Source organism: Cupriavidus sp. YR651, from assembly GCF_900101625.1.
Lineage (GTDB): Bacteria > Pseudomonadota > Gammaproteobacteria > Burkholderiales > Burkholderiaceae > Cupriavidus.
On sequence record NZ_FMYZ01000016.1, the window covers coordinates 1 to 23,169 of the forward strand.

Genomic DNA, 23,169 nt, shown 5'->3' on the forward strand with positions numbered 1-23,169 from the left:
GTGTCTTGCCTGGTATAGCGGTTCGCCGCCTTGTGCCACGCTGCTGCAAGCACAACCCAATCTTTACTACACCCCTATTCGCCGCGCTGAGTCCTGCTCAGCCCGGCAACCCCTCATGCCTGGTGACCATAGCGAGTCGGAACCACCCCTTCCCATCCCGAACAGGACCGTGAAACGACTTTGCGCCGATGATAGTGCGGACTACCCGTGTGAAAGTAGGTCATCGCCAGGCTCTTATACCCAGAACCCCCAGCCCTCAAAAGCTGGGGGTTTTGCTTTGTGGCCGCAGTTCCCGCGTTATTACGCTTGCATGTCGGTAACGCCCACGCGGGCGCGTGCCAATCGATGTAACTCTCTCTGAGAGCATTCCCATGCTCTCTGCCCTATTCAAGCTGCCATTCAAGCAGTCTTCAGTTCACGTCTTCCCTGCCGTTAGTCCCAATCGCTGAAACCGCAGCAATGTCGCTGCTGTTGTATTCAGGGTAGCGGAGCATTCCTGCGCAGAAATGCATCTGATATGTTCCTCCCAAGCGCCCTGAATTGGCGCGAAGCAGTCTGCAACAGCAACGCCGCGGCGCCGAAGGGCCCAGAAGCAGGAATGTTGGGATTCGACGAACGTGACGAGATTCGGGGTTCAGGGGGTTACATGGTGTTGGCCATGAAGTTTCTGCCAGCGCTGGCTGGCGTTGCAGGCATGCTGTTGCTTGCGGGATGTGCGTCGACAGCAGGGAGCCCACCCGCAGAGTCGGCGAAGATGGCGGTAGTCTCCAATGTGGATTGCAAGACGTTTGGCACAAAAGCCGGCATGATGACTGCCAGAGGAAGCGCAGCAGCGGATCCACTGGAAATCGCGAATCTCCTTGGTCGACCCGAGCAGGACGCCGGCGGCGATGCCGAAGCGGAGGCAGACCCTACTGTCACCGCGGCGCCGGCGCTTTCCCATCTACCGCTGTTCTCGACATCCGAGGGCGCATCGCGGCTACCCGCGGGCTGGCAGCCCTGGACGGTCAATCGGAACAAGCTCCCGACGCAGTACTCGCTGACAGAGGTTGATCAGCGTCTGGTCTTGCATGCCCAGGCCGACAGTTCCGCTTCCGGCTTGTACGTTCCACTCGCCCAGCGCGATGCGGGCACGCTGCGCTGGATGTGGAAGACGCGGGACATCATTCGTAGCGCGGACAACGGCATGGGCCAGCGTGAAGACGCGCCGCTGCGCATCTTTGTGGCATTTGAGGGGGATCGCAGCACGTTGCCCCTCCGTGACCAGCTGATGTATGAGATGGCCAGGATCACAACCGGTCGCGAAATGCCCTACGCGACGCTGATGTATATCTGGGGCGGACGTCGACCGGAAGGCAGTGTCGTGAATAATCCGCACACTGACCGCGTGAGGATGATCGTTGTCGATTCGGGCACGCGCCATACCAACGAGTGGCGTTGCCATGAGCGCGATCTGCGCGCCGACTATCGGCAGGCATTTGGTGCCGATCCGGGCAAGGTTGTGGCCGTCGGCATCATGACCGATACCGACAACACGAAGAGTCGCGCCGAAAGCTGGTACGGCGACATCGCCCTCGACTGAACGAGCACAACTCTGCGACGAACTAGGCTATGACGGCGCTGTCTTCCAGCGCCAGTAGCGCAAACGACGCCAGCCAGTGCGTGGCGACATAGTGACCCCCAACAGCCTGCGGCAGTGACGCCTCGAGGTGATCCGACCACGCTCGGACAGCCAGCGACTGTAGCGGCGACGGCAGGGCAGGGCCCAGCAGTCGCCAGCACCATGCGCGCGAAAGATTCAGCCCGTCAAGATGCGACATCTTCGGATCCGTGCGATCCGCCACGACCACCGGCGTCAGCCAGGTCGCGAGTTCCGCCTGGCCAGGCGAAAACATCTCCCACCAGTCACCGAATCCGCAGTCGTCCATGACCTGCCGCATCAACACGGCCTCGATCAGTCCGCCGGAGAGGAATTCGTCACCGCCGGGTTCGTACCGTGCAGGGTAGCGCTGATCGTGCCCGAACCAACGATGTGCACGGCGGACGATCGCCTTGCGCAACGCAACGTGTTGGTCTGCCTTCGCATAGATCAGCGCCATGACCAGCGCGAAAGCGCTGTTGAAGTGTGTTCCGGTGCGGACAGGAAAGTCGGCGATATCGATGTAGTCGATCAACCGCTGCGCCAAATGACCGGACAGCGGCGCGCAGGCGGTGGCCCATCGCGCGGCTTGCGGATCGGTCGCGCCCAGCGCATTCAATTCCGCCTGCAGCCGCAACATCCACGCCCAGCCATAAGGCCGCTCGAAGGTGCGCGAACCCGGGCGTTCGAAATACTCAAGCTCCACTGCAATGGACTCGGGGCGAAACTGGATTTCAAGCGCCTCCCGAATGCGAGGCGCGACGTCTAGCCCCGGGCGCAATGCCAGCAGCCGCACCAGCAGCCAGTGCATATGCACGGATGAATGCCAGTCGTAGCTGCCGTAGAAAACCGGGTGTACTGCCGCAGGCTCGCCGATGTCCTCGGAGCTGGTCATCAGGTGGTCTACCTTGTACGGATACCGGCGCACGATATTCTCGAGCGCCACCCTGGCAAAGCCTTCCGCCGTTGCATCGTCCAGCAGCGTATGCGTCATCGCCCCGTTTTCCTGTCAGAGCTTTCTGAATGTCAGGCCGGAGCCAGCCACTTTTCCACCAACTTGACGAAGAACGTCGAGCCCACTGGCAGAAGCTCGTCGTTGAAGTCGTAGCTTGGGTTGTGCAGCATGCACGGGCCCATGCCATGACCCGCCTCGCGGTGCGTACCTTCGCCATTGCCGATGAAGAGGTAGCAGCCCGGCTTCTCCTGCAGCATGAACGAAAAATCCTCCGCACCCATGGTCGGCTCGACATTGGCGTCGACGTTGGCGGGCCCCACCAGTTCGCCGGCCACACCCACGGCAAACTCGGCCTCGGCGGTGCTGTTGATCGTTGGCGGATAGTTGCGGTGGAATTCGAAATCGATCGTGCAATCGAACGCCGAAGCCACGGCGCGTGAGACTTCCTCCATGCGCCGCTCGATCATGTCCAGCACCGGCACGGTGAATGTTCGTACCGTCCCGCCAATCCACGCCTGGTCCGGCACGATATTGGTCGCATCTCCGGCGTGGAACTGTGTCACGGAGATCACGGCGGTATCGATCGGGCGCTTGTTTCGCGTGATGATGCCTTGCAGCGCCGACACGATCTGAGCGCCCGTGAACACCGGGTCGAAGCCGTTGTGCGGCATGGCAGCGTGCGCGCCCTTGCCGTGGATCACAATCTTGAACTCGTTGCTCGACGCCATCAGCGGGCCCGCCGTGGTGCCGAACGCTCCCACCGGCATGCCCGGCCAGTTGTGCATGCCGAACACGGCGTCACACGGAAAGCGCTCGAACAGGCCGTCCTTGATCATTTCCCGCGCGCCGCCGCCGCCTTCCTCGGCGGGCTGGAAAATCAGGTGAACCGTACCGTCAAAGTTGCGATGCTCGGCCAGATAGCGTGCCGCGCCAAGCAGCATCGCCGTGTGTCCGTCATGGCCGCACGCGTGCATCTTGCCGTCATGCTGCGAACGATGGCCGAACGTATTGGCTTCCTGCAGCGGCAGGGCATCCATGTCGGCGCGCAGGCCGATCGACTTGCCGCTGTTGCCATTGCGAATGACGCCGACCAGGCCCGTGGTGCCCAGGCCGCGATGTACCTCGATGCCCCATGATTCCAGGCTCTTCGCCACCAGGTCCGCCGTGCGCTGCTCCTGGAAGCAGAGCTCTGGGTGGGCGTGGATGTCGCGTCGGATCGTGCGGATTTCGGCTTGCGCCTGGAGGATTTCGGGGATGAGTTTCATGATGCCGTACCGGGCGATGGAATACCCCAGATCATACGATGCCTGTCAGCAAAGCGCCAAAGCATGCACCTGTCGTCACGTTTTCGTGCATTGCGGCGCGCCGACGGCGACCTGCCGGCACGCATCCGCCGCCGATCGCATATCGATACGTGGCGCAGCGCAGCATGGGCCAGCGCGCCGATCCCGGGTGGGTTTCCCCGCATGGCGGAGCCCCTCCACTGCTGGAACAGTTCATGCTTGAAGTGCCCGGCCGGCCGCGTGTCGTCCGTCATGCAGAACTGCCGCACCAAAATGCGGCGATTCTCATTGACGGCAGCCATGGCCGATCCTTATCGTCATTTCAAGACATCCCACAGGGAGAATCGCGCGATGTCCCTTCGCAACGTCAAGACGGCAATCGGCAAGACGGTTGGCGCCGTTCTGCTGACAGGCGCCATCGGCCTCGGCCTGGCCGGGCCCGCTCAGGCGGTAGATCTCAAGATCGCCATGAGCTCGCCGCCGACCTCAATGGATCCGCATTTCTATAACCTGTTTTCCAACATCAATGTGTCCGAGCACATGTTCGATACATTGGTGAAGCTCGACCCGGACAGCCGCATCATTCCGGGCCTGGCCGAGTCCTGGAAACTCGTCAACAACCTGACCTGGGAATTCAAGATCCGCAAGGGCGTGAAGTTCCACGACGGTTCCGAACTGACCACGGAGGACGTGGCCTGGTCGCTGGATCGCCCTTCCACGATTCTGAACAGCCCCGGCAAGTTCGACGTCTACACAAAGGCGATCATCAACAAGAAGGTCATCGACAAGTACACGATCCAGCTCACGACCAATCAGCCGTATCCGCTGATGCTGAACGACCTGACGTCAATCTTCGTCGTGCAGAAGAAGGCCACGCAGGGCCTGACTTCCGACGACTTCGCGCAGGGCAAGGGCATGGTCGGTACCGGCCCGTTCAAGTTCGTCAGCTATGCGCGCGACGACCGGGTAGAGCTTGTGCGGAACCCCGACTACTGGGGGCCGAAGCCCGCCTGGGACAAAGTGACGCTGCGCTTCATCCCGAACCCGGCCACGCGCCTGGCGGCGCTGCTCTCGGGCGATGTGCAGGCCATCGAGAACGTGCCGACGCCTGACCTGCCCAAGGTACGCCAGGACCCGAAGCTGTCGTTCTTCTCCAAGATCTCGCACCGCGTGATCTACCTGTACTTCGATGCCAAGCGTGACAAGTCGCCGTTCGTCACCACCAAGGACGGCCAGCCGATGGACAAGAATCCGCTGAAGGACGCGCGCGTGCGCAGTGCCATCAGCATGGCCATCAACCGCCAGGGCATCAAGGACCGTCTGATGGAGGGCCTGTCCGAGCCGACCAACAACCTGGTGCCGCCTACGCTGTTCGGCTACAACCCGGCGCTGAAGACGGTGAAGTACGACCCCGAGGGCGCCAAGAAACTGCTTGCCGACGCCGGCTACCCGAACGGCTTTGGCGTGACGCTGCACACGCCGAACAACCGGTACGTCAACGACGAGAAGATCGCCCAGACCATCGCCCAGAACCTGACGCGCATCGGTATCGCGACCAAGGTGGAAGGCATGCCGATGGCAACGTACTCGTCCAAGGGCATCAAGCACGAGTGGTCGTTCGGCCTGCTCGGCTGGGGCGCCCAGACGGGCGAGGTGAGTTCGCCGCTGCGTGCGCTGCTGGCATGCGAAGATTCCAAGAAGGGCTTCGGCACGACCAACTGGGGCGAATACTGCAACCCCAAGATGGACGTGGTGCTGGAGAAGGCGCTGTCCACCGTGGATGACAACGAGCGCTCCAAGCTGCTGCAGGAAGCGACCGCCATTGCCATCAACGACGGCGGCATCATCCCGATCCACCAGCAAGTGACCACGTGGGCCACGCAGAAGGGCATCACGTACGTGCCGCGTACCGACGAACGCACCTACGCGCACAACTTCAAGCCGCAGTAAGCTGGCGGCGGAAGCCGGACCGGCGGCAGTCCTCACCGGGACTGCTGCCGGCAACCGGCTCCGGTATGATCGCGGCCCCGGCCCGGCACGATTGCCGAGGCGGCCGGGGCGACTTAGGGGTGCTATCAAAAGGAAGCGCTAGCGGGACCACGGCAACGACGCCAGAATCTTTTTGATAGCACCTCTTAACCCACGTTACCCACCGTGGGTCGCGAACACGCTGGCTGCCAGTAGCGGGCGCCGGCGAAAGGAAAGTGTCTCGAACATGCTGGTCTTCATCATCCGGCGTCTGATGCAGAGCGTGGTTGTGCTCCTGGTCATGTCGCTGCTCGTCTTTCTTGGCGTCTTCGCCATCGGCAACCCCGTCGACATCCTGATCAGCCCGCAGGCGGACCAGGAAGACATCAAGCGCACCATTGCCGCCCTCGGCCTCGACAAGCCGCTCTGGGAGCAGTACTGGATCTTTCTGCAGAACGCGCTCCACGGCAATCTCGGCACATCGTTCGCGCATGGCACGCCGGCGCTCAAGCTGATCTTCGAACGCATGCCGGCGACGATGGAGCTGGCCGTGTGCGCGATCACGCTGGCCATCGTGCTCGGCATCCCGCTCGGTCTGTGGGCCGGCCTGCGGCCGAACGGCGTCGCGGGCAAGTCGATCATGACGGTATCGATCCTCGGCTTTTCGCTGCCCACATTCTGGGTGGGCCTGATGCTGATCATGGTGTTTGCCGTGCAGCTGGGCTGGCTGCCGTCCAACGGTCGTGGCGAGACTGTCCGTGTGCTCGGCATCCCGCTCTCCTTCCTGACCGTGGATGGCATTCGCCATCTGATCCTGCCGGCGGTCACGCTGTCCTTGCTGAACATCGCCATGGTGATCCGGCTCACGCGCGCCGGCACGCAGGAAGCGATGCTGCAGGACTACGTCAAGTTCGCGCGCGCCAAGGGGCTCTCCAACAGTCGTATCGTCGGCGTGCACGTTCTTAAGAACATCCTGATCCCGATCGTCACCGTCATCGCACTGCAGTTTGGTTCGATCATCGCCTTCGCCATTGTCACGGAATCGATCTTCGCTTGGCCCGGCATGGGCAAACTCATCATCGACTCGATCCAGTTGCTGGACCGTCCGGTGATCGTCGCCTACCTGATGGTGATCGTGACGCTGTTCATCCTGATCAACCTGATGGTCGATATCGTCTACAGCATGCTCGATCCGCGCGTGCGCATTGCCGACAACAAGGGTTGAGCCATGAGTACCACCACCGTATCCCAAGACGCGGCAAAGCCGGCGGCCAGCGCGAAAGAGCAGACGCCGTTCCGTCGCTTTGTCCGGCAGTTCTTCGAAAGCAAGCTGGCGGTGCTGGGGCTGGTGACGCTACTTGTCATCATCCTGATCGCGATCTTCGCGCCGTGGCTCGCGCCGCAGAACCCCTATGACCTGGCGACGCTCGACGTGCTTGATGCGCGCCTGGCGCCGGGAGAGCAGGCCGGCAGCGGCATGACGTTCCTCCTCGGCTCGGACGAGCAGGGGCGCGATATCCTCTCCGCCGTGATGTACGGCCTGCGCATCAGTATTGGCGTTGGCGTGCTCAGCACCGTGATCGCGTTGTTGCTGGGTGCCACGCTGGGCCTGCTGGCCGGCTTCCTGGGCGGCCGCACGGAAGCATTCATCATGCGCGTGGCGGACTTGCAGCTGTCGTTCCCGCCGATTCTTCTGGCGCTGATCCTGCTGGCATTCCTGCGCCCCGGTCTCGGCAATATCGTCATCGCGCTGGTCGCCGTGCAATGGGCGTACTACGCGCGGACCACCCGCAGCGCGGCACTGGTGGAGCGTCGCAAGGAATACATCGAGGCGGCCACTTGCCTTGGCCTGCCGCCGGGCCGGATCATGTTCCGGCATTTGCTGCCCAACTGCCTGCCGCCGCTGATCGTGATCGCCGCGCTGCAGGTGGCTTCGGCCATCACGCTGGAGGCCACGCTATCTTTCCTCGGGCTCGGCGTGCCGGTTACGGAGCCGTCCCTCGGCTCCCTGATTTCCAATGGCCAGCAATACATGCTGTCCGGCAAGTACTGGATCAGTTTCTTCCCGGGCATCGCGCTGGTCCTCACCATCGTGGCGATGAACCTCGTCGCGGATCAGTTGCGCGATGTGCTGAACCCGCGCCTGCAAACGCAATAACGGACCAGGAGCGAACATGACTCAGCCAACCCTGGTCGTCGAACATCTCAGGACGCAGTTCTTTACGCGCGCCGGCGTGGCCAAGGCCGTCGACGACGTATCGTTCTCCGTCGCGCGCGGCGAGATCATGGGCCTCGTCGGCGAATCCGGTTCGGGCAAATCCATGACCGGCTATTCGATCATGGGACTGATCGACCCGCCCGGCAAAGTCGTCGATGGCCGCATTGCGCTGACCAGCCGTGACGGCGTGACGCGCGACCTCCGCGCGCTCACCCCGGCGCAGCAGCGCGATGTGCGCGGCAACCGCATCGCGATGATCTTCCAGGACCCGATGATGACGCTGAACCCGGTCCTGCGCATTGACACCCAGATGATCGAGGCCGTGCGCGCGCACGATAACGTCAGCAAGGCTGCCGCGCGCGAGCGTGCCCGCAATGCGCTGGCCCGCGTGGGGATCCCATCGCCGGACGAACGCCTGCTGGCCTACCCGCACCAGTTCTCGGGCGGCATGCGGCAGCGCGTGGCCATCGCCATCGCACTGCTCAACAAGCCTGATCTGATCATCGCCGACGAACCGACTACGGCGCTCGACGTCACCATCCAGGGCCAGATCTTGTATGAGATGCAGACGCTGTGCCGGGAGTCGGGTACGGCGCTGATCTGGATCACGCACGACCTGTCGGTGGTGGCCGGCCTGGCCGACAAGGTTTGCGTGATGTACGCCGGGAAGATCGTGGAAGCCGGCGACGTGCGCCAGGTGCTTGAGCATCCGGAACATCCGTACACCCACGGGTTGATCGGCTCGGCGCCGTCGCGCAACCCGCGCGGCACGCCGCTGCGCCAGATTCCGGGCATGACGCCATCGCTGCTGAACCTGCCCGGCGGCTGCTCGTTCCGCGAGCGCTGCCCGTACGCCACGGATATCTGCAAGACCGAGCCGCCGCTGGGATTGTCGCCGGACGGCCGCAGCCTGCGTTGCTTCCATCCGGTCCTCGCCCAGCAGGAGGCAGCATGAGTGCGCCAGTGATCGATCCCCTCGCCAACGTCGCCGCCAGTGATCCCATGAGCGTTGCCACGGACACGCCCGCCGACACCGCGACACCGCCGGCGCCGCTGCTGGAGCTGCGTGGCGTGTCAAAGCGCTTCGTCAAATCGCTCGACGTCGCCGCAAAGATCGCCAACGTGTTTGGCGCAAAGCAGCGCGTCGAAGTCGTCCACGCCGTGGACCGCGTCGACCTGTCCATCCGCACGGGCGAGGTGGTCGGCCTGGTCGGCGAGTCCGGCTGTGGCAAGTCCACACTCGGCCGCATGGCGGTGGGCCTGCATTCGCTGACGGAAGGGGAGCGCCTGTGGCGCGGCACGGACCTCGACCGTCTGCCGCCGGACAAGCGGCGCGAAAAGCAACTCGCCATCCAGATGATCTTCCAGGACCCGTACGCCTCGCTGAATCCGCGGCTGCGTGTGCTCGACATCGTCGGCGAGGCGCCGGTGGTGCACGGCATGGTGGAAAAGGCTGCGCAGAAGGCCTATGTGGAAGACATGCTGGTGCGGGTGGGCATGGACCCGACCGTGCTGCGGCGCTTCCCGCACCAGTTCTCGGGCGGGCAGCGCGCGCGGATCGGCATCGCCCGTGCGCTGGCCGTGAAGCCTGAATTCCTGGTTTGCGATGAATCGGTCGCTGCGCTGGATGTGTCCATCCAGGCGCAGGTGCTGAACCTGTTCATGAGCCTGCGGGAAGAGCTGAACCTGACGTACCTGTTCATCAGCCACGACCTGGGCGTGGTCAAGCACATCAGCGACCGCGTGGTCATCATGTACCTGGGGCGCGTGGTGGAGTCCGCGCCGACCGAAGACGTGTTCGCCGCGCCCAACCATCCCTACACGCAGGCGCTGCTGGCGGAGGCCCCCAAGCTAGAGGTCAGCAAGAAGACCTATGTGGCGATCCGTGGCGAAATTCCGTCGCCGCTGCATCCACCGACGGGCTGTCACTTCCATCCACGCTGCCCGCACGCGATGCCGCGCTGCAAGGAGGAGCAACCCGTGCTGAAGGAGATCGCGCCGTTGCGGTTCTCGGCGTGTCACCTCAACGACATGGCCTAGCGCCACGCATCGCCGGCCGGGGGCTGCAGGGCCAACAAAAAAGGGGGCGCTAGCCCCCTTTCTCTTTGGCGATGTGCGGAATCAGCGAATCACCACGCCCCGCGAGTTGATGATCGTCATCTCGACGAACTTGGAACCCACGTGGTTGTCAGGCGAAAACTGGATGATGAAGCCGCCGAGATCGACGTTGCGCATACTCTCCATCGCCGTGACGAACTTGTCTCGCGTCAGGTCGCGTCCGGCGCGGCGCAGGCCTTCCACGAATGCCTTGGCGGCGATAAAGCCCTCGATGCTGGCGTAGTCGAAGTCGTTCTGCTTGCCGGTGGCCTGCAGCAGGCGCAGGTATTCGCGCACCACCGGCAGCGTGGCGTTGCCCGGATGCGGCATCACCTGCGAGATGATCACGCCGCTGCCCTGCGGGCCGACTTCCTTGGCCAGCGCCTGGGTGCCCACGAAGGAGACGTTGTAGAACTGGCCGCTGTAGCCCCGGCGCAGCGCTTCCTTCACGAACGCGCCCACAGTGCGGTATGCGCTGATCAGCACGATGGCATCGGGCTTGGCCTTCATCGCCGTCTGCATGGCGTCGCCGATCTCCACCGTATTGCGGATCACGCTTTCCTGCGCCACCAGTTGCACGCCGCTGTCAGCTGGCAGCGACTTGATGGCGTGCTCGATCCCGGCGATGCCGGCCTTGCCGTAGGCGTCGTCGTTGTAGACCACGGCCACGCGCTTCAGGCCCGTGGTGCGGATCTGGCGGATGATCGCGGCGGTTTCCTCGTCGTAGCCGGCGCGCACGTGGAACACGTAGCGGCTGCGCGGCTCGCGCAGGGATTGTGCGCCCGTGAACGGCGCAAAGAACGGCACGCGCGCCTGGTTGGCCAGCGGCACGGCGGCCTGGCTGGTCGGCGTGCCCACGTAGCCGAACAGCGCAAAGACGCGATCCTCTTCGATCAGCTTCCGGGTGTTCTTGACGGCCTCGTCGGGCTCGTACATGTCATCGAGCGCCTTGAGTTCGATCTTGCGTCCGAACACGCCGCCCTGGCTGTTGACGTAGTCGAAGTAGATCCGCGCGCCGGCGTTCATCTGTTTGCCGAGCACCGAGGTGGAACCGGTCAGCGCGGCCGACTGGCCCAGCAGGATGGTGTCGGCGGTCACGCCCACCTCGCCAGCCGTGGTGTTGGCGGCAAACGCGGCGCCAGGTACGCCGCAAGCGCCGATGGCGAACGCCATCAGCAGGCCGGCAAGGCGCCGGCGCTTGACCCCTGATTGCAAAACCATGTGAATCCCCGTCAAAAAATCAAAGTTCTTGTTGCTTTGCTTCGGAACCCCACGCCGCCTCTGCCCGGTCTGTCGCCGGTGCGAGGTTCCGGCCTGGGGCCGGACCGTCCGGCGGCTTGCCGGACTGCGCCGGCACATCATAATCGAATACAATCGGAGCCAAACAATTTCTCCCGGTCCGGGACCTCCGGGCGAGGCCGTTGCGCCACAGACATGCCGGCAAACAAGCCGCCGCCGGACTCCCCGGCGTGAATTGTCGACTCCCCGCGCGGGCCGCCCGGGTCCCGCCTGCCGGGCGAATCCGATCGTATTTCGCCCCCATCTTCCGCCTGCCGACACCGCCATGGCCACCCGCATCGTCCGCGCCGCCTGTCCTCACGATTGCCCCGATACCTGTGCATTGCTCGTCACCGTCGAGGACGGCCGCGCCGTCAAGGTGGCGGGGGACCCAGACCACCCCGGCACGCAAGGCGTGCTGTGCACCAAAGTGTCCCGCTATACGGAGCGGACCTATCACCCCGACCGCCTGCTGACGCCGATGCGGCGCGTGGGCCGGAAAGGCGAGGGCAAGTTCGCGCCGATTTCCTGGGACGAGGCGCTCGACGAGGTGGCGACGCGCCTGTCGGCCATCGCCGCACGCGATCCGCAAGCGATCGTGCCCTACAGCTATGCCGGCACGATGGGCCTGGTGCAGGGCGAGAGCATGGCCCCGCGGTTCTTCCACAAGCTCGGCGCCTCGCTGCTGGACCGCACGATTTGCGCGAGTGCCGGCGCCACCGCACTGCGCTATACCTATGGCGCCAGTGTCGGCATGGACATGGAGCACGTGGCTGATGCGAAGCTGGTGATCATCTGGGGCGGCAACCCGATTGCCTCGAATCTGCACTTCTGGACGCGCGCGCAGGAAGCCAAGCGGCGTGGCGCCATGCTGGTGGCCATCGATCCATATCGCTCGCTGACGGCCGAAAAATGCCACCGCCACATCGCGCCGATGCCGGGCACGGACGGCGCCTTCGCGCTGGCGATGATTCACGTGCTGATCCGCGATGGCCTGCTGGATCAGGACTACATCGATCGCCACACGGTGGGCTTCGACGCACTGCGCGAGCGCGCGATGGCATTCCCGCCGGCCAGGGCGGCCGAGATCTGCGGCGTCCCCGTCGAGGACATCGAGTGGATTGCCGGCCTCTACGGTCAGCTGGCGGTGCGCGAGCGCCAGCCGGTGGCCATTCGCCTGAACTACGGCATGCAGCGCGTCCACGGCGGCGGCCAGGCCGTGCGCGCCGTGGCCTGCCTGCCGTCGCTGGTGGGCGCCTGGCGGCATGCCGCGGGCGGCCTGCAATTGTCGACGTCCGGCTTCTTCCCGGTCGACAACGCGGCGCTGCAGCGCCCCGACCTGCTGCCGGACTGGCCTGGCTTGCCGCGCACCATCAACATGAGCACGATCGGCGATGCGCTGCTGGACGACGGCACCACGGGCCATGGGCCGAAGGTCGAGGCCGTGGTCGTCTACAACAGCAATCCGGTGGCGGTGGCGCCCGAATCCTCGAAGGTGGCCGCCGGCTTCGCGCGCGAAGACGTGTTCACGGTGGTGCTGGAGCACTTCCGCACCGATACGGCCGACTATGCCGACATCCTGCTGCCGGCCACGACGCAGCTCGAGCACGTGGATGTGCACAAGGCCTACGGCCACACGTACTTCCTGGCCAACAACCAGGCCGTCGAGCCGATGGGCCAGGCGCTGCCGAACACCGAGATTTTCCGCAGGCTGGCCGCGCGCATGGGCTTTACCGAGCCGTGCTTCGCCGACAGCGACGAAGCCATCGCCGCGCAGGCCATCCAGCGCGGGGACAAGCGCGCCGACGGCATCAGCTGGGACAGTCTGAAGGCGCAGGGCTGGCAGAAGCTGAATCTCCCGGCCGCCCCGTTCGCCGAGGGCGGCTTTCCATCGCCGTCGGGCAAGTGCGAGTTCTACTCGGACACGATGGCGCGCGAGGGGCTGGACCCGGTGCCGGCCTACGTGCCGCCGTATGAAGCGCCGTCGTCCGCACCGGACCTGGCCGCCCGCTACCCGCTGGCGATGATCTCGCCGCCGGCGCGCAATTTCCTCAACAGCTCCTTCGTCAACGTGGACAGCCTGCGGGCCACCGAAGGCGAGCCGCACCTGGACATCCACCCGGTGGACGCCGCCGAGCGCGGCATCGTCCACGGTGCGCTGGTGCGTGCCTACAACGACCGCGGCAGCCTGCAGGCGCGGGCTCGCGTGACCGATCGCGCAAGACAGGGGCTGGTCGTCGGCTTGTCGATCTGGTGGAAAAAGCTGGCACCGGATGGCAAGAACGCCAACGAATTGACCAGCCAGCGGCTGACGGACCTGGGCCGCGCGCCCGTGTTCTACGACTGCCTGGTCGACGTCGAGGCGGTGCCCGTGGAGGCAGCAACCGAGGCGGAGGTCCTCGCGTCATGACCCGGTGGCCGGCCCGCCGGCGCGTGGCGGGTGCCCTGGTGGTGCTCGTCGCGGCGGCGCTGGCGGCCGGTTGCGACACGCTCGGCTATTACTATCAGTCGATCGGTGGCCATCTGGGCGTGATGGCGCAGGCGCAATCGCTCGACGACGCCATCGCCACGGCAAATGGCGCGAATGACGCGCGCCTGGCACAGCGGCTCACGCTGGCCCGCCAGATCCGCGACTATGCGTCGCGGGAACTCAAGCTGCCTGACAATGGCAGCTATCGCCGCTACGCCAACCTGCATCGGCCCTATGTGGTGTGGAGCGTCTTCGCCACGCCCGAACTGTCGATGGACCTGCGCAAGTGGTGCTTCCCGGTTGTCGGCTGCATCACGTATCGCGGCTACTACGCCCAGGCCGATGCCGATCACTACGCCGAGGGCCTGCGCCGCGAGGGGCTGGAAGCCTACGTGGCGGGCATCCCGGCCTATTCCACGCTCGGCTATTTCGACGATCCGCTGCTCAACACCTTCGTCTACCTGCCCGAAGGCGAACTGGCGCGGCTGATCTTCCACGAACTGGCGCACCAGGTGGTCTACGTGCGCAACGACACGGCTTTCAACGAATCCTTTGCCACGGCCGTCGAGGTGGCCGGCGTGGAGCGCTGGCTGGCGCATGCGGCGTCGCCGGAGGCGCGCGCCAGCTATCAGATCTACGACAACCGGCGGCGCCAGTTCCGCGCCATGCTGCTCTCCACGCGCGACAAGCTCGTCGCGCTGTACCGGTCCCCGCTGGATGACGACGCCAAGCGCGAGGGCAAGGCGCGCATCTTTGCCGAACTGCGCGAGTCGTACGCGCGCACCCGGGCGGAGTGGGGCGGCTACAGCGGCTACGACCGCTGGTTCGACCAGCCGCTGACCAACGCGCACCTGGCTGCCGTGGCCACCTACCAGCAATGGGTGCCGGCCTTCACCGCGCTGCTGGCGCAGTCCGGCGGCGACTGGGACCGTTTCTATGCCGCCGCGCGCAAGATCGGCGACCTGCCTGCGGCCGATCGCGACGCAGCCTTGCGCCGGCTGGCACCGCCCGCCACCGAGGTGACGCCGCTTTCGGCCCGCACCGAGGCAGACAAGGCCGATACCGGGCGGTAGAAACCGACGCCGTTCGGGCGCATCCGTCAAGCCACGTGTTTCCCGATGGTGGCGCGCGCGGCGCATGCGAAAATTGCGCCCATGCCTCATGTTCCCAGGAAACTCGGCGCCACTCCGCGCGCCACGGAAGCCGTCACGCTGGCCGACGATGGACCGGCGCGTTCGCACGTGGCCGAGCGGCAGGAAGCGCGCCGCCGCCAGATCCTGGATGCCGCTGCCCAGCTCTTCTACACCAAGGGCTACCCCGGCATGACGATGAACGATCTCTGCCGCGCCCTCGGCGTGACCAAGCCCGCGGTCTACTATTACTTTGCGGACAAGAACGAGATCTTCGACATCCTGTGCCGGGAATCCGCACAGACCTGCCTGCCGGTCATCCGGGAAACCGCCGACCCGTCGCTACCGGTGCGCGAGCGCCTGCATGCCTGCCTGCTGGAGATGGCGCGGCGCTGCGTGAGCTGCCACATGGCGGCCGCGCTGAGCTTCCGCGACAACCAGTACCTGAAGCCGGACACCGTGGCATGGCTCAACAACATGGCGCGCGACTTCTATCGCGACCTGTATGGCCTGCTGGAGGAAGGGCGCGCAGCAGGCGTGTTTGCCTTCGGCGACGCGCGCGTGACGGCCCATTCGATGGGCGGCGTGATCGGATTCATGTACACGTGGCACGAGCCTGGCCGCATGGAGACCGAAACGCTCGCGCGGGAGTTGGCCAGCAACATGATGAAGCTCGTCCTGCCGAGCTGATCGCCGCCGTGCGGCCCGTCCGGAACCCTAGGGGTATTCCCTCGCTTACCGCGCTGGGTGACGCATAATTCACGATTTCTGCGATTCGCTTCGTGGAGGAGTTCGTCTAACGTGTTGTCTTTCAGGGGCTCGCGCGTTTAGCATTCCCCAAAAATCGAACGACCATTCAGAAATTCAGGAGACGGTATGGAAAAGCTGTGGCTGAAACAATATCCGGCAGGCGTACCGGCTGAAATCGACGCCAGCCAGTTCCGTTCGCTCGCCCAGTTGCTCGAGGAGTCGTTCCGTACCTACGCTGACCGGCGTGCGTTCATCTGCATGGACCGCGCCATGACCTACGGCGAGCTGGACCAGTACTCGGCGCACTTTGCCGCCTGGCTGCAGTCCCGCGGCCTGCGCCCCGGCGCGCGCGTGGCCATCATGATGCCCAACGTGCTGCAGTACCCCGTGGTGCTCGCCGCCGTGCTCCGCGCGGGCTACGTGGTCGTCAACGTCAACCCGCTGTACACGCCGCGCGAGCTGGAGCACCAGCTGAAGGACAGCGGCGCCGAGGCCATCGTCATCCTGGAGAACTTCGCGGCCACGCTGCAGGCCGTGTTGCCCGCCACGCCCGTCAAGCACGTGGTGGTGGCGAGCATGGGCGACATGCTGGGCACGCTGAAGGGCGGGATCGTCAATTTTGTCGTCCGCAACGTCAAGAAGATGGTGCCCGCATGGGAGCTGCCGCACTGCGTGCGCTTCAACGACGTGCTGGCGGAAGGCCGCAAGATGCAGCTGAAGCCGGTGGCCACCGGCCCGGACGACATCGCCTTCCTGCAATACACCGGCGGCACCACGGGTGTGTCCAAGGGCGCCGTGCTGCTGCACCGGAATATCGTGTCGAACGTGCTGCAGTCCGAGGCGTGGATGCAGCCGGCGCTGAACAAGGGCACCCATATCGACCAGCCGATCACGATTACCGCGCTGCCGCTGTATCACATCTTCGCGCTGACGGTCTGCTGCCTGCTGGGCATGCGCAGCGGGGGGCTGAGCATCCTGATCCCGAACCCGCGCGACATCCCGGGCTTCATCAAGGAACTGCAGAAGTACAAGTTCAACATGTTCCCGGCCGTGAACACGCTGTACAACGCGCTGCTGAACCATCCGGACTTCAGCAAGATCGACTTCTCCGGCCTGCGCGTGGCCAACGGCGGCGGCATGGCGGTGCAGGAGGCGGTGGCCAAGAACTGGCTGGCCAAGACCGGTTGCCCGATCATCGAGGGCTACGGCCTCTCGGAAACCTCGCCGTCGGCCACCTGCAATCCGACCGACACGGATGCGTTCTCGGGCACGATCGGCCTGCCGCTGCCGTCGACCGAGATCTCCATCCGCGACGACGATGGCAACGTGCTGCCGCTGGGCCAGCCGGGCGAGATCTGCCTGCGCGGACCGCAGGTGATGGCCGGCTACTGGATGCGTCCGGACGAGACCGCCAAGGTCATGACGCCGGACGGCTTCTTCAAGACCGGCGACATCGGCGTGATGGACGAGCGTGGCTACACGAAGATCGTCGACCGAAAGAAGGACATGATCCTCGTGTCTGGCTTCAACGTGTATCCGAACGAGGTGGAGGGCGTGGTGGCGGAGTGCCCCGGCGTGCTGGAAGTGGCGGCCGTGGGCGTGCCGGACACCCATTCGGGCGAGGTGGTGAAGCTGTTCGTGGTCAAGAAGGACCCGGCGCTGTCCGAGGCCGACGTGATCGCGTTCTGCAAGGAGCGCCTGACCGGCTACAAGCGTCCCAAGTACGTGGAATTCCGTACCGAACTGCCCAAGACCAACGTGGGCAAGATCCTGCGCCGCGAACTGCGCGATAGCCGCAAGGCCGCTTAGGACCGAGAGGCGGGTTGGAGGCGCTATCAAAATGAAGCGCCAGCGGTTCTGGCTAGGGCGAAGCAGGGAATTCGGATCGCACGCGATCCGCCTGCGGAGCGGCATGCGCCTGCCAGCGCATGCGCGCCCTGCAAGGGCGCGGCCGCAGACAGTACAAGTGGTACGGCCAGGCCGCGCAACGACGCCAGAATCTTTTTGATAGTGCCTCTTAGACGGAAACGAAATGGCCTCCCGGTTGGGAGGCCATTTTGCGTTGGACCACGGCGACTGCAGTATCAGCACTCGTTCGACGGCCCCATCTGCGGTTGCGCGGCGCCGTCAGGATAGACCAGACGCACGCAGGTGCCGGGCTCCAGCCCCGGCGTGGCGGGGGCGTTGACTGTGGCCACCGTGCCGTCGGTGGCCTGTACCTTGTACTGGAACAGGTCGATCTGCTGCGGCGGCTGCCGGTTGAACAGGCGCGTGAGATCGATCGAAAAACCCATCCCCACGCCGCCACCTCCGCCGCCGCCCACGCCGGCTGCACCAACCCCCACGCCATAGCCGCCATAGCTCGCGGTGTCGGTCACATCCACGCGCGTCAGGAACGACTTCTCCGTGACGCGGCCGAGTTTGACCGTCGCATTCACGGGCGTGACCTGCGGCGCCGATGGCGCCGTGTTGCAGGCGGCGACGATGACGGCTGCGGCCATCGCCGGAATCAGGCGGAAGAGGGAAGGCGTCATGGCGCGATCAGGCTGGTCTTGAGGCGGCCGAGCAGGCGGAACAGCGCGCGGCGGTCGGTCTCGGCGAGGCCTGAAAACAGCTGCTCGATCCACTCCTCGTGCGCCCGGGCCATGCGCGAGAATGCCTCGCGGCCGGCCGGTGTCAGGCGGATCAGGTAGGCGCGGCGATCGGTCGGCAGGGCCTCGCGGGTCACCAGGCCTTCCTGCTGGAGCTGATCGGTGATGCCCGTCACATTGCCGCCCGTCACCATCATCCGGCGCGACAGCTCGCCCATCTTCAGTCCTTCCGGATGACGGTCCAGCTGCGACATCAGGTCGAACCGAGGCAGCGTGACGGCAAAGTTCTGGCGCAGGCGCGACCGGATGTCGCCTTCGACCAGATTGGTGCACGTCAATAGGCGCAACCAGAGCCGCAGGGCTTCGTGGCTGGTCTCGCCGGCACGGGTTTCGAGATCGACCGGCAGGGCATCAGTGGCGCCGCTCGCGGCAGGGTGCGTGGGCATCGTGATTCAGGGCGGTGCCGTCCGCGCAACGTGGTTACGCGGGACGGCTGAACGTTTGATGCCTCAAGTATATGCGCTGGTGTGCGCGACCTAGTCCACCTTCGCGCCGGAATCCTTCACGACCTTCGCCCACTTGGTGTGCTCGGCACGGATAAAGGCGGCGAACTGCTCGGGTGTATTGCCGACCGGGTCGGCGCCCTGGGCCACCAGGCGTTCGCGCATGGCCGGCGTGGCCAGGCTCTTGGCCACTTCCTGCTGGATGCGGTTGATGATGTCATGCGGCGTGCCAGCCGGCGCCAGCAGCCCGAACCACGAGCTGGCCTCGAACTGCGGCAGCTTGGCGGCGGCGGCCACCGTCGGCAGGTCGGGCAGGGCCGGCGACGGCTTGGCGCTGGTCACCGCCAGCGCCTTGAGCTTGCCGCTCTTGATCAGCTGCATCGACGAGGGCAGGTTGTCGAACATCAGCTGCATCGTGCCGCCGGACAAGTCCGTCAGCGCCGGGCCGCTGCCGCGATACGGGAAATGGACCATGAAGGTCTTGGTTTGCGTCTTGAACAACTCGCCGGCCAGGTGGATCGAGGTGCCGTTGCCGCTGGATGCCATGTTCAGCTTGCCCGGATTGGCGCGCGCATAGGCGATCAGATCATTGACGCTGTTGATGCCGTTCTTCTGCGCAAACGCGGGATTGACCACCAGCACGTTCGGCACGGACGCCACTTCGGTGATCGGCGCGAAGTCCTTGATCGGGTCGAACGGGAGCTTGCCGTAGAGCGACTGGTTGATGCCGTGCGTGCCGACGGTCCCCATCAGCAGCGTGTAGCCGTCCGGTGTGGACTTGGCGACGATGTCCGTGCCGATGTTGCCGCCTGCGCCGGGTTTGTTGTCCACCACCACGTTCCAGCCTGGCAGCTTCGACAGTTCGGCGGCCACCGCGCGCGCCAGGATGTCCGTGGTGCCGCCCGCGGGGAAGGGCACCACCAGCCGGATCGGCTTGGTTGGATAGGCATCTGCGGCATGGCTGGTCACGGCCGCCAGCGGCCCCAGGAGGGTGCCCAGAGCGGCGGACAGGATCATCGCGACGGCGCGTCGGCGGGGGTGGTGCATGTGGGTGTCTCCGAGTAGGTGGCCGGATGTCCCGGTCTCGGGGCCATTCTAGTAGTTCAGGCCGCACATCCTCATGAGGTGAGACCCTTAGCGCGCAAGCCGGCGGCCCAAAGAAAAAAGGCGCCCGAAGGCGCCTTGAAGACAAGGATCTATGTGCGTGCCGCGGATCAGAACTTGTGGCGGATACCCACTGCCACGCCGACCTGGCTGGTCTTGCCTTGCTCCAGCGGGTAGCCGTTGGCAAAGCTGACCGCCGACGTATCGAAGTTCAGGCCCGAGTTCTTCACGTAGCCCGCCGTCAGGTAGACGTCGGTGCGCTTCGAGAGGTTGTAGTCGGCAATGAAGCTGATCTGCCACGGGTTCTTGGGGTTGTCGGCCAGGAACGCCGACGAGGCGCGCATCGTCTTCACGTCGTCGTAGTAGTACGCCAGCGTCAGACCCAGCGGTGCGGTGACCTGGTAGTTCACGCCGAACCAGTAGTAGTTGTCGCGCAGCAGTTCCGCCCCGTTGGTGTCCGTGGTGCGGCCGTAACGATAGCCAGCCATCACCTTGGCCGGACCGAACGAATAGCTGCCGGCGGCGCCGACCTTGCGCGAACGGCCAGGCTGGCCGATCGTGACGGTCGGACGCCATTCGTCGTAGGCAACCGTGAAGCCCAGCGGGCCGCTCAGGTACAGCACGCCGGCGCCACCGCCCGCGTTGTTGTTGAAGTTGCCCGGGGTTTCGCCCGCGCCGGCGCCAGCCAGCGGCACCGGACCGATCGCCGCCACGCCGGTACCGAAGCTCCAGTGTGCCTCGGCGGTGACGGGGCCGACCACGGCCGTGTACTTGACGGTGTTGTCCGAACGGAAGTTGGTGCCCAGCTGGGCCACCACCGGTTCATAGATCGTGGCGTAGCCGGTCGGCGAGAAGTTCGCGAACATGTCGAACATCGTCGTGTACTGGCGACCAAAGGTCACGCGGCCCACCGTATCGCTCTGCAAGCCCACATAGGCCTGACGACCGAAGAGACGGCCACCTTGCTGCGACTTGCCGTCATCGAGGCCAAAACCGCTTTCCAGTACGAACAGGGCCTTCAGGCCGCCACCGAGATCTTCCGTGCCACGCAGGCCCCAACGCGAACCGGACAGGCCACCGCCGGTTTGCAGGCCGACGCGGCTGCCGCCACCGGCCAGCGAGGGCGGGCGGCCGTTCGGGGCCCAGGTTGCGGGGTTGGTGTTGAAGCCCGGAGCCAGATGGTTGTTATATTCAATCGGCAGGTCGACGACGCCATACAGCGTCACGCTTGTCTGGGCGCTTGCCGTGCCGGCAAACGCGCTCAACGCGGCAAGCGCGAGAAGCGATTTTTTCATGCTGGGTTATCTCCACTTAAAATTATTAGGTGAAGCGCGGAAGAACCTCCTGAGTCCTCTCTCCATCTTCGGCGCTTAACTTCCAAGGAAGCTGCCGATCACTCTAGCAAAAGCCGGAATTTTGTTGACCCTGAGGTAAACGTCTTGTCTGGTTTTCACAACTCAGGGTTTTGGAGTACCTGGAGCCAGTCCTGGCGCGGCCATGCGGGTGGTTGCAAGGCATCGCGCGCGGTGTGCCGGGTACAATGCGGGAAATCCCGAGGGCGCGTTTCAGACAGCGCTTACCCCGTTGGTAGGGCACGCCGCCAGGCGCTACCCGCCTCTCCATAGACACACATGGACACACTGATTCGAGAATTCGATGTGGCACTGCGCGCCATCGCCGGCGCGACACGGCCCGACCGCGACAACCCCGCTGACAGGCTCGCGCCAGACACGGAACAAATGACCGCGGAAGAGCGCCGCCATGTGGCCGGGCTCATGCGCATCAACCATGTGGGCGAGGTCTGCGCCCAGGCGCTGTACCAGGCCCAGAAGCTGACGGCGCGCAGCGCGCCGGTGCGCGCCCAGATGGATGCCGCCGCGCGGGAAGAAGAAGACCACCTGGCCTGGTGTGCCGAGCGCCTGCACGAACTCGGCTCCCGCCCGAGCCTGCTCAACCCGGTCTGGTACGCCGGCGCCTTCGCGATCGGCTGGCTGGCCGGCCGTACGGGTGATCGCGTGAGCCTGGGGTTTGTCGCCGAGACCGAGCGCCAGGTGGAACACCACCTCACCGGCCATCTGGACCAACTGCCCGCTGCGGACGGCCGCTCGCGCGCCATCCTCGAACAGATGCGCGATGACGAGATCCGCCACGGCAATGCCGCGAGCGATGCTGGCGGCTTGCCCCTGCCCGGCCCGGTGCGCGCGCTGATGCGCGCCGCGTCGCGCGTGATGACCACCACGGCCTATCGCATCTGAGACCAGGGTCCGGAAGGGCGGCGATGCGTGCGAACGCGTCGTCGCCCTTTGCGTTTCGACGCGCGTGTGTGGCACTGCTTCGCTCCCCTGTGGAAAACTGCCGCAAGCCCTTGTCCGGACGGCCCTGTTGGCAAAACGTTGTATCCTTCCCCACAGCGTGGAACTCTGTTCAATTCGCGCTGTCTGCAGTTCCCCTCCCAGCAGTTCTCAGGTGGTTTCTCTGCATTCCTCCATAAGATCTTCATTTCATTAGGGATTCACTTTCGTGGTGCGTGAAGTTGGCGCGCTAAGTCATTGTTCTGATTAAAAAAACCCCGTTTATCGCCCGATGGCGAGCCTTGACCCGCTAAAACGCTTCCTCTAAAGTGGGAAATAGTGTGAGGAAGTGTATTTTTGTGTGAAAAAGCGGCCCGGCTCTGCGATGATTCGCGGCAGGCGGGACAGGATGGATCGACCTGCCGCCAGGCCACGAGGCCAGCGGTAACCGGGGGGCGAGCTTGTTTCAGGGAGCATCGGCGCTGTCGCTTGATGCCAAGGGCCGGATGTCCATTCCGGCCAGGCACCGCGAGGCGCTGCAACAGCAGGCCGAGGGCCGGGTGACGCTGACCAAGCACCCGGATGGATGCCTGTTGCTCTTTCCCCGCCCCGAATGGGAGACCTTCCGCGGCCGCATTGCGGCATTGCCGATGGATGCCCACTGGTGGAAACGTATCTTCCTGGGCAACGCCGCCGACGTGGAAATGGACGGCGCGGGCCGTGTGCTGATCGCGCCGGAACTGCGCAGTGCCGCCATGCTCGACAAGGAAGTCATGCTGCTCGGTATGGGCAGCCATTTCGAAGTCTGGGATGCCGCCACCTACGCCGCCAAGGAACAACAGGCGATGGCGCAAGGCATGCCGGAAGCATTGAAGAATTTCTCTTTCTGACG

20 protein-coding genes and 1 rRNA gene are annotated in these 23,169 nt (G+C 64.8%); 13 read left to right on the forward strand and 8 right to left on the reverse strand.

Features of this window, described 5'->3' with window-relative positions:
• Nucleotides 1-118 precede the first annotated feature (118 nt).
• A 5S ribosomal RNA gene (rrf, locus tag BLR29_RS27745) occupies nucleotides 119-232 on the forward strand.
• Between the two features lie 426 nt (nucleotides 233-658).
• On the forward strand, nucleotides 659-1,582 hold the full coding sequence (locus tag BLR29_RS27750) for a DUF3047 domain-containing protein (protein WP_255371473.1): 924 nt from the start codon (nucleotides 659-661) through the stop codon (nucleotides 1,580-1,582).
• A gap of 22 nt (nucleotides 1,583-1,604) precedes the next feature.
• Here the strand turns inward: BLR29_RS27750 and BLR29_RS27755 are convergent, their stop codons facing one another.
• Genes BLR29_RS27755 through BLR29_RS32170 form a run of 3 tightly spaced genes read right to left on the reverse strand, consistent with a single transcriptional unit; the run spans nucleotide 1,605 to nucleotide 4,179 of the window.
• Nucleotides 1,605-2,633: a DUF2891 domain-containing protein gene (locus tag BLR29_RS27755; RefSeq protein ID WP_092141976.1), complete on the reverse strand. Its 1,029-nt coding sequence runs from the start codon at nucleotides 2,631-2,633 to the stop codon at nucleotides 1,605-1,607.
• Between the two features lie 32 nt (nucleotides 2,634-2,665).
• Nucleotides 2,666-3,859 (reverse strand): M20 aminoacylase family protein, encoded by a 1,194-nt coding sequence (locus BLR29_RS27760; RefSeq protein ID WP_092141979.1) that lies wholly within the window; start codon nucleotides 3,857-3,859, stop codon nucleotides 2,666-2,668.
• Nucleotides 3,856-4,179 (reverse strand): hypothetical protein, encoded by a 324-nt coding sequence (locus tag BLR29_RS32170; protein WP_143018546.1) that lies wholly within the window; start codon nucleotides 4,177-4,179, stop codon nucleotides 3,856-3,858. Before BLR29_RS32170 ends, BLR29_RS27760 begins: the two co-directional genes overlap by 4 nt.
• 49 nt (nucleotides 4,180-4,228) lie before the next feature.
• On the opposite strand from BLR29_RS32170, the gene BLR29_RS27765 reads away from it, so the two are divergent.
• The 5 genes from BLR29_RS27765 to BLR29_RS27785 all read left to right on the forward strand — a co-directional run bounded on the left by BLR29_RS27765 (nucleotide 4,229) and on the right by BLR29_RS27785 (nucleotide 10,103).
• Nucleotides 4,229-5,827, forward strand: coding sequence for an ABC transporter substrate-binding protein (locus BLR29_RS27765; protein ID WP_092142171.1), 1,599 nt, complete (start codon nucleotides 4,229-4,231; stop codon nucleotides 5,825-5,827).
• Between the two features lie 265 nt (nucleotides 5,828-6,092).
• Nucleotides 6,093-7,070 (forward strand): ABC transporter permease, encoded by a 978-nt coding sequence (locus BLR29_RS27770; RefSeq protein ID WP_092141982.1) that lies wholly within the window; start codon nucleotides 6,093-6,095, stop codon nucleotides 7,068-7,070.
• Between the two features lie 3 nt (nucleotides 7,071-7,073).
• Entirely contained in the window at nucleotides 7,074-8,003 is a 930-nt protein-coding gene (locus tag BLR29_RS27775) for an ABC transporter permease (RefSeq protein WP_092141985.1), read from the forward strand.
• A 16-nt stretch (nucleotides 8,004-8,019) separates the two neighbouring features.
• Nucleotides 8,020-9,018, forward strand: coding sequence for an ABC transporter ATP-binding protein (locus BLR29_RS27780; RefSeq protein WP_092141988.1), 999 nt, complete (start codon nucleotides 8,020-8,022; stop codon nucleotides 9,016-9,018).
• A 47-nt stretch (nucleotides 9,019-9,065) separates the two neighbouring features.
• Nucleotides 9,066-10,103 (forward strand): ABC transporter ATP-binding protein, encoded by a 1,038-nt coding sequence (locus BLR29_RS27785; RefSeq protein WP_092142174.1) that lies wholly within the window; start codon nucleotides 9,066-9,068, stop codon nucleotides 10,101-10,103.
• Between the two features lie 81 nt (nucleotides 10,104-10,184).
• Here BLR29_RS27785 and BLR29_RS27790 read toward each other — a convergent pair whose 3' ends face one another.
• A complete protein-coding gene (locus BLR29_RS27790; protein WP_092141991.1) occupies nucleotides 10,185-11,381 on the reverse strand; it encodes an ABC transporter substrate-binding protein in 1,197 nt (398 codons plus the stop codon).
• A gap of 343 nt (nucleotides 11,382-11,724) precedes the next feature.
• Here BLR29_RS27790 and BLR29_RS27795 point away from each other — a divergent pair, with 343 nt between their 5' ends.
• The 4 genes from BLR29_RS27795 (at nucleotide 11,725) to BLR29_RS27810 (ending at nucleotide 17,597) form a co-directional block, all read left to right on the forward strand.
• A complete protein-coding gene (locus BLR29_RS27795) occupies nucleotides 11,725-13,848 on the forward strand; it encodes a molybdopterin-containing oxidoreductase family protein (protein WP_092141994.1) in 2,124 nt (707 codons plus the stop codon).
• Complete coding sequence (locus BLR29_RS27800) at nucleotides 13,845-14,981, forward strand: aminopeptidase (protein WP_092141997.1); 1,137 nt, start codon at nucleotides 13,845-13,847, stop codon at nucleotides 14,979-14,981. Before BLR29_RS27795 ends, BLR29_RS27800 begins: the two co-directional genes overlap by 4 nt.
• 81 nt (nucleotides 14,982-15,062) lie before the next feature.
• On the forward strand, nucleotides 15,063-15,728 hold the full coding sequence (locus BLR29_RS27805; protein WP_218132723.1) for a TetR/AcrR family transcriptional regulator: 666 nt from the start codon (nucleotides 15,063-15,065) through the stop codon (nucleotides 15,726-15,728).
• 186 nt (nucleotides 15,729-15,914) lie between these two features.
• Nucleotides 15,915-17,597 (forward strand): long-chain fatty acid--CoA ligase, encoded by a 1,683-nt coding sequence (locus tag BLR29_RS27810; RefSeq protein WP_092142003.1) that lies wholly within the window; start codon nucleotides 15,915-15,917, stop codon nucleotides 17,595-17,597.
• Between the two features lie 275 nt (nucleotides 17,598-17,872).
• Here the strand turns inward: BLR29_RS27810 and BLR29_RS27815 are convergent, their stop codons facing one another.
• The 4 genes from BLR29_RS27815 to BLR29_RS27830 form a co-directional block, all read right to left on the reverse strand.
• Nucleotides 17,873-18,322, reverse strand: coding sequence for a hypothetical protein (locus BLR29_RS27815; protein ID WP_092142006.1), 450 nt, complete (start codon nucleotides 18,320-18,322; stop codon nucleotides 17,873-17,875).
• Nucleotides 18,319-18,825, reverse strand: a complete 507-nt coding sequence (locus BLR29_RS27820; protein WP_092142009.1) for a MarR family winged helix-turn-helix transcriptional regulator — start codon at nucleotides 18,823-18,825, stop codon at nucleotides 18,319-18,321. The genes BLR29_RS27815 and BLR29_RS27820 overlap by 4 nt, the downstream gene beginning before the upstream one ends.
• Nucleotides 18,826-18,915: 90 nt before the next feature.
• Complete coding sequence (locus tag BLR29_RS27825; RefSeq protein ID WP_092142012.1) at nucleotides 18,916-19,929, reverse strand: Bug family tripartite tricarboxylate transporter substrate binding protein; 1,014 nt, start codon at nucleotides 19,927-19,929, stop codon at nucleotides 18,916-18,918.
• Nucleotides 19,930-20,096: 167 nt separating this feature from the next.
• Nucleotides 20,097-21,281 (reverse strand): porin, encoded by a 1,185-nt coding sequence (locus BLR29_RS27830; protein ID WP_092142015.1) that lies wholly within the window; start codon nucleotides 21,279-21,281, stop codon nucleotides 20,097-20,099.
• A 336-nt stretch (nucleotides 21,282-21,617) separates the two neighbouring features.
• Between BLR29_RS27830 and coq7 the strand changes: the two genes are divergently transcribed.
• A complete protein-coding gene (gene coq7, locus BLR29_RS27835; protein WP_092142018.1) occupies nucleotides 21,618-22,241 on the forward strand; it encodes a 2-polyprenyl-3-methyl-6-methoxy-1,4-benzoquinone monooxygenase in 624 nt (207 codons plus the stop codon).
• 497 nt (nucleotides 22,242-22,738) lie between these two features.
• Complete coding sequence (mraZ, locus tag BLR29_RS27840) at nucleotides 22,739-23,167, forward strand: division/cell wall cluster transcriptional repressor MraZ (RefSeq protein ID WP_092142021.1); 429 nt, start codon at nucleotides 22,739-22,741, stop codon at nucleotides 23,165-23,167.
• Nucleotides 23,168-23,169: the final 2 nt, after the last annotated feature.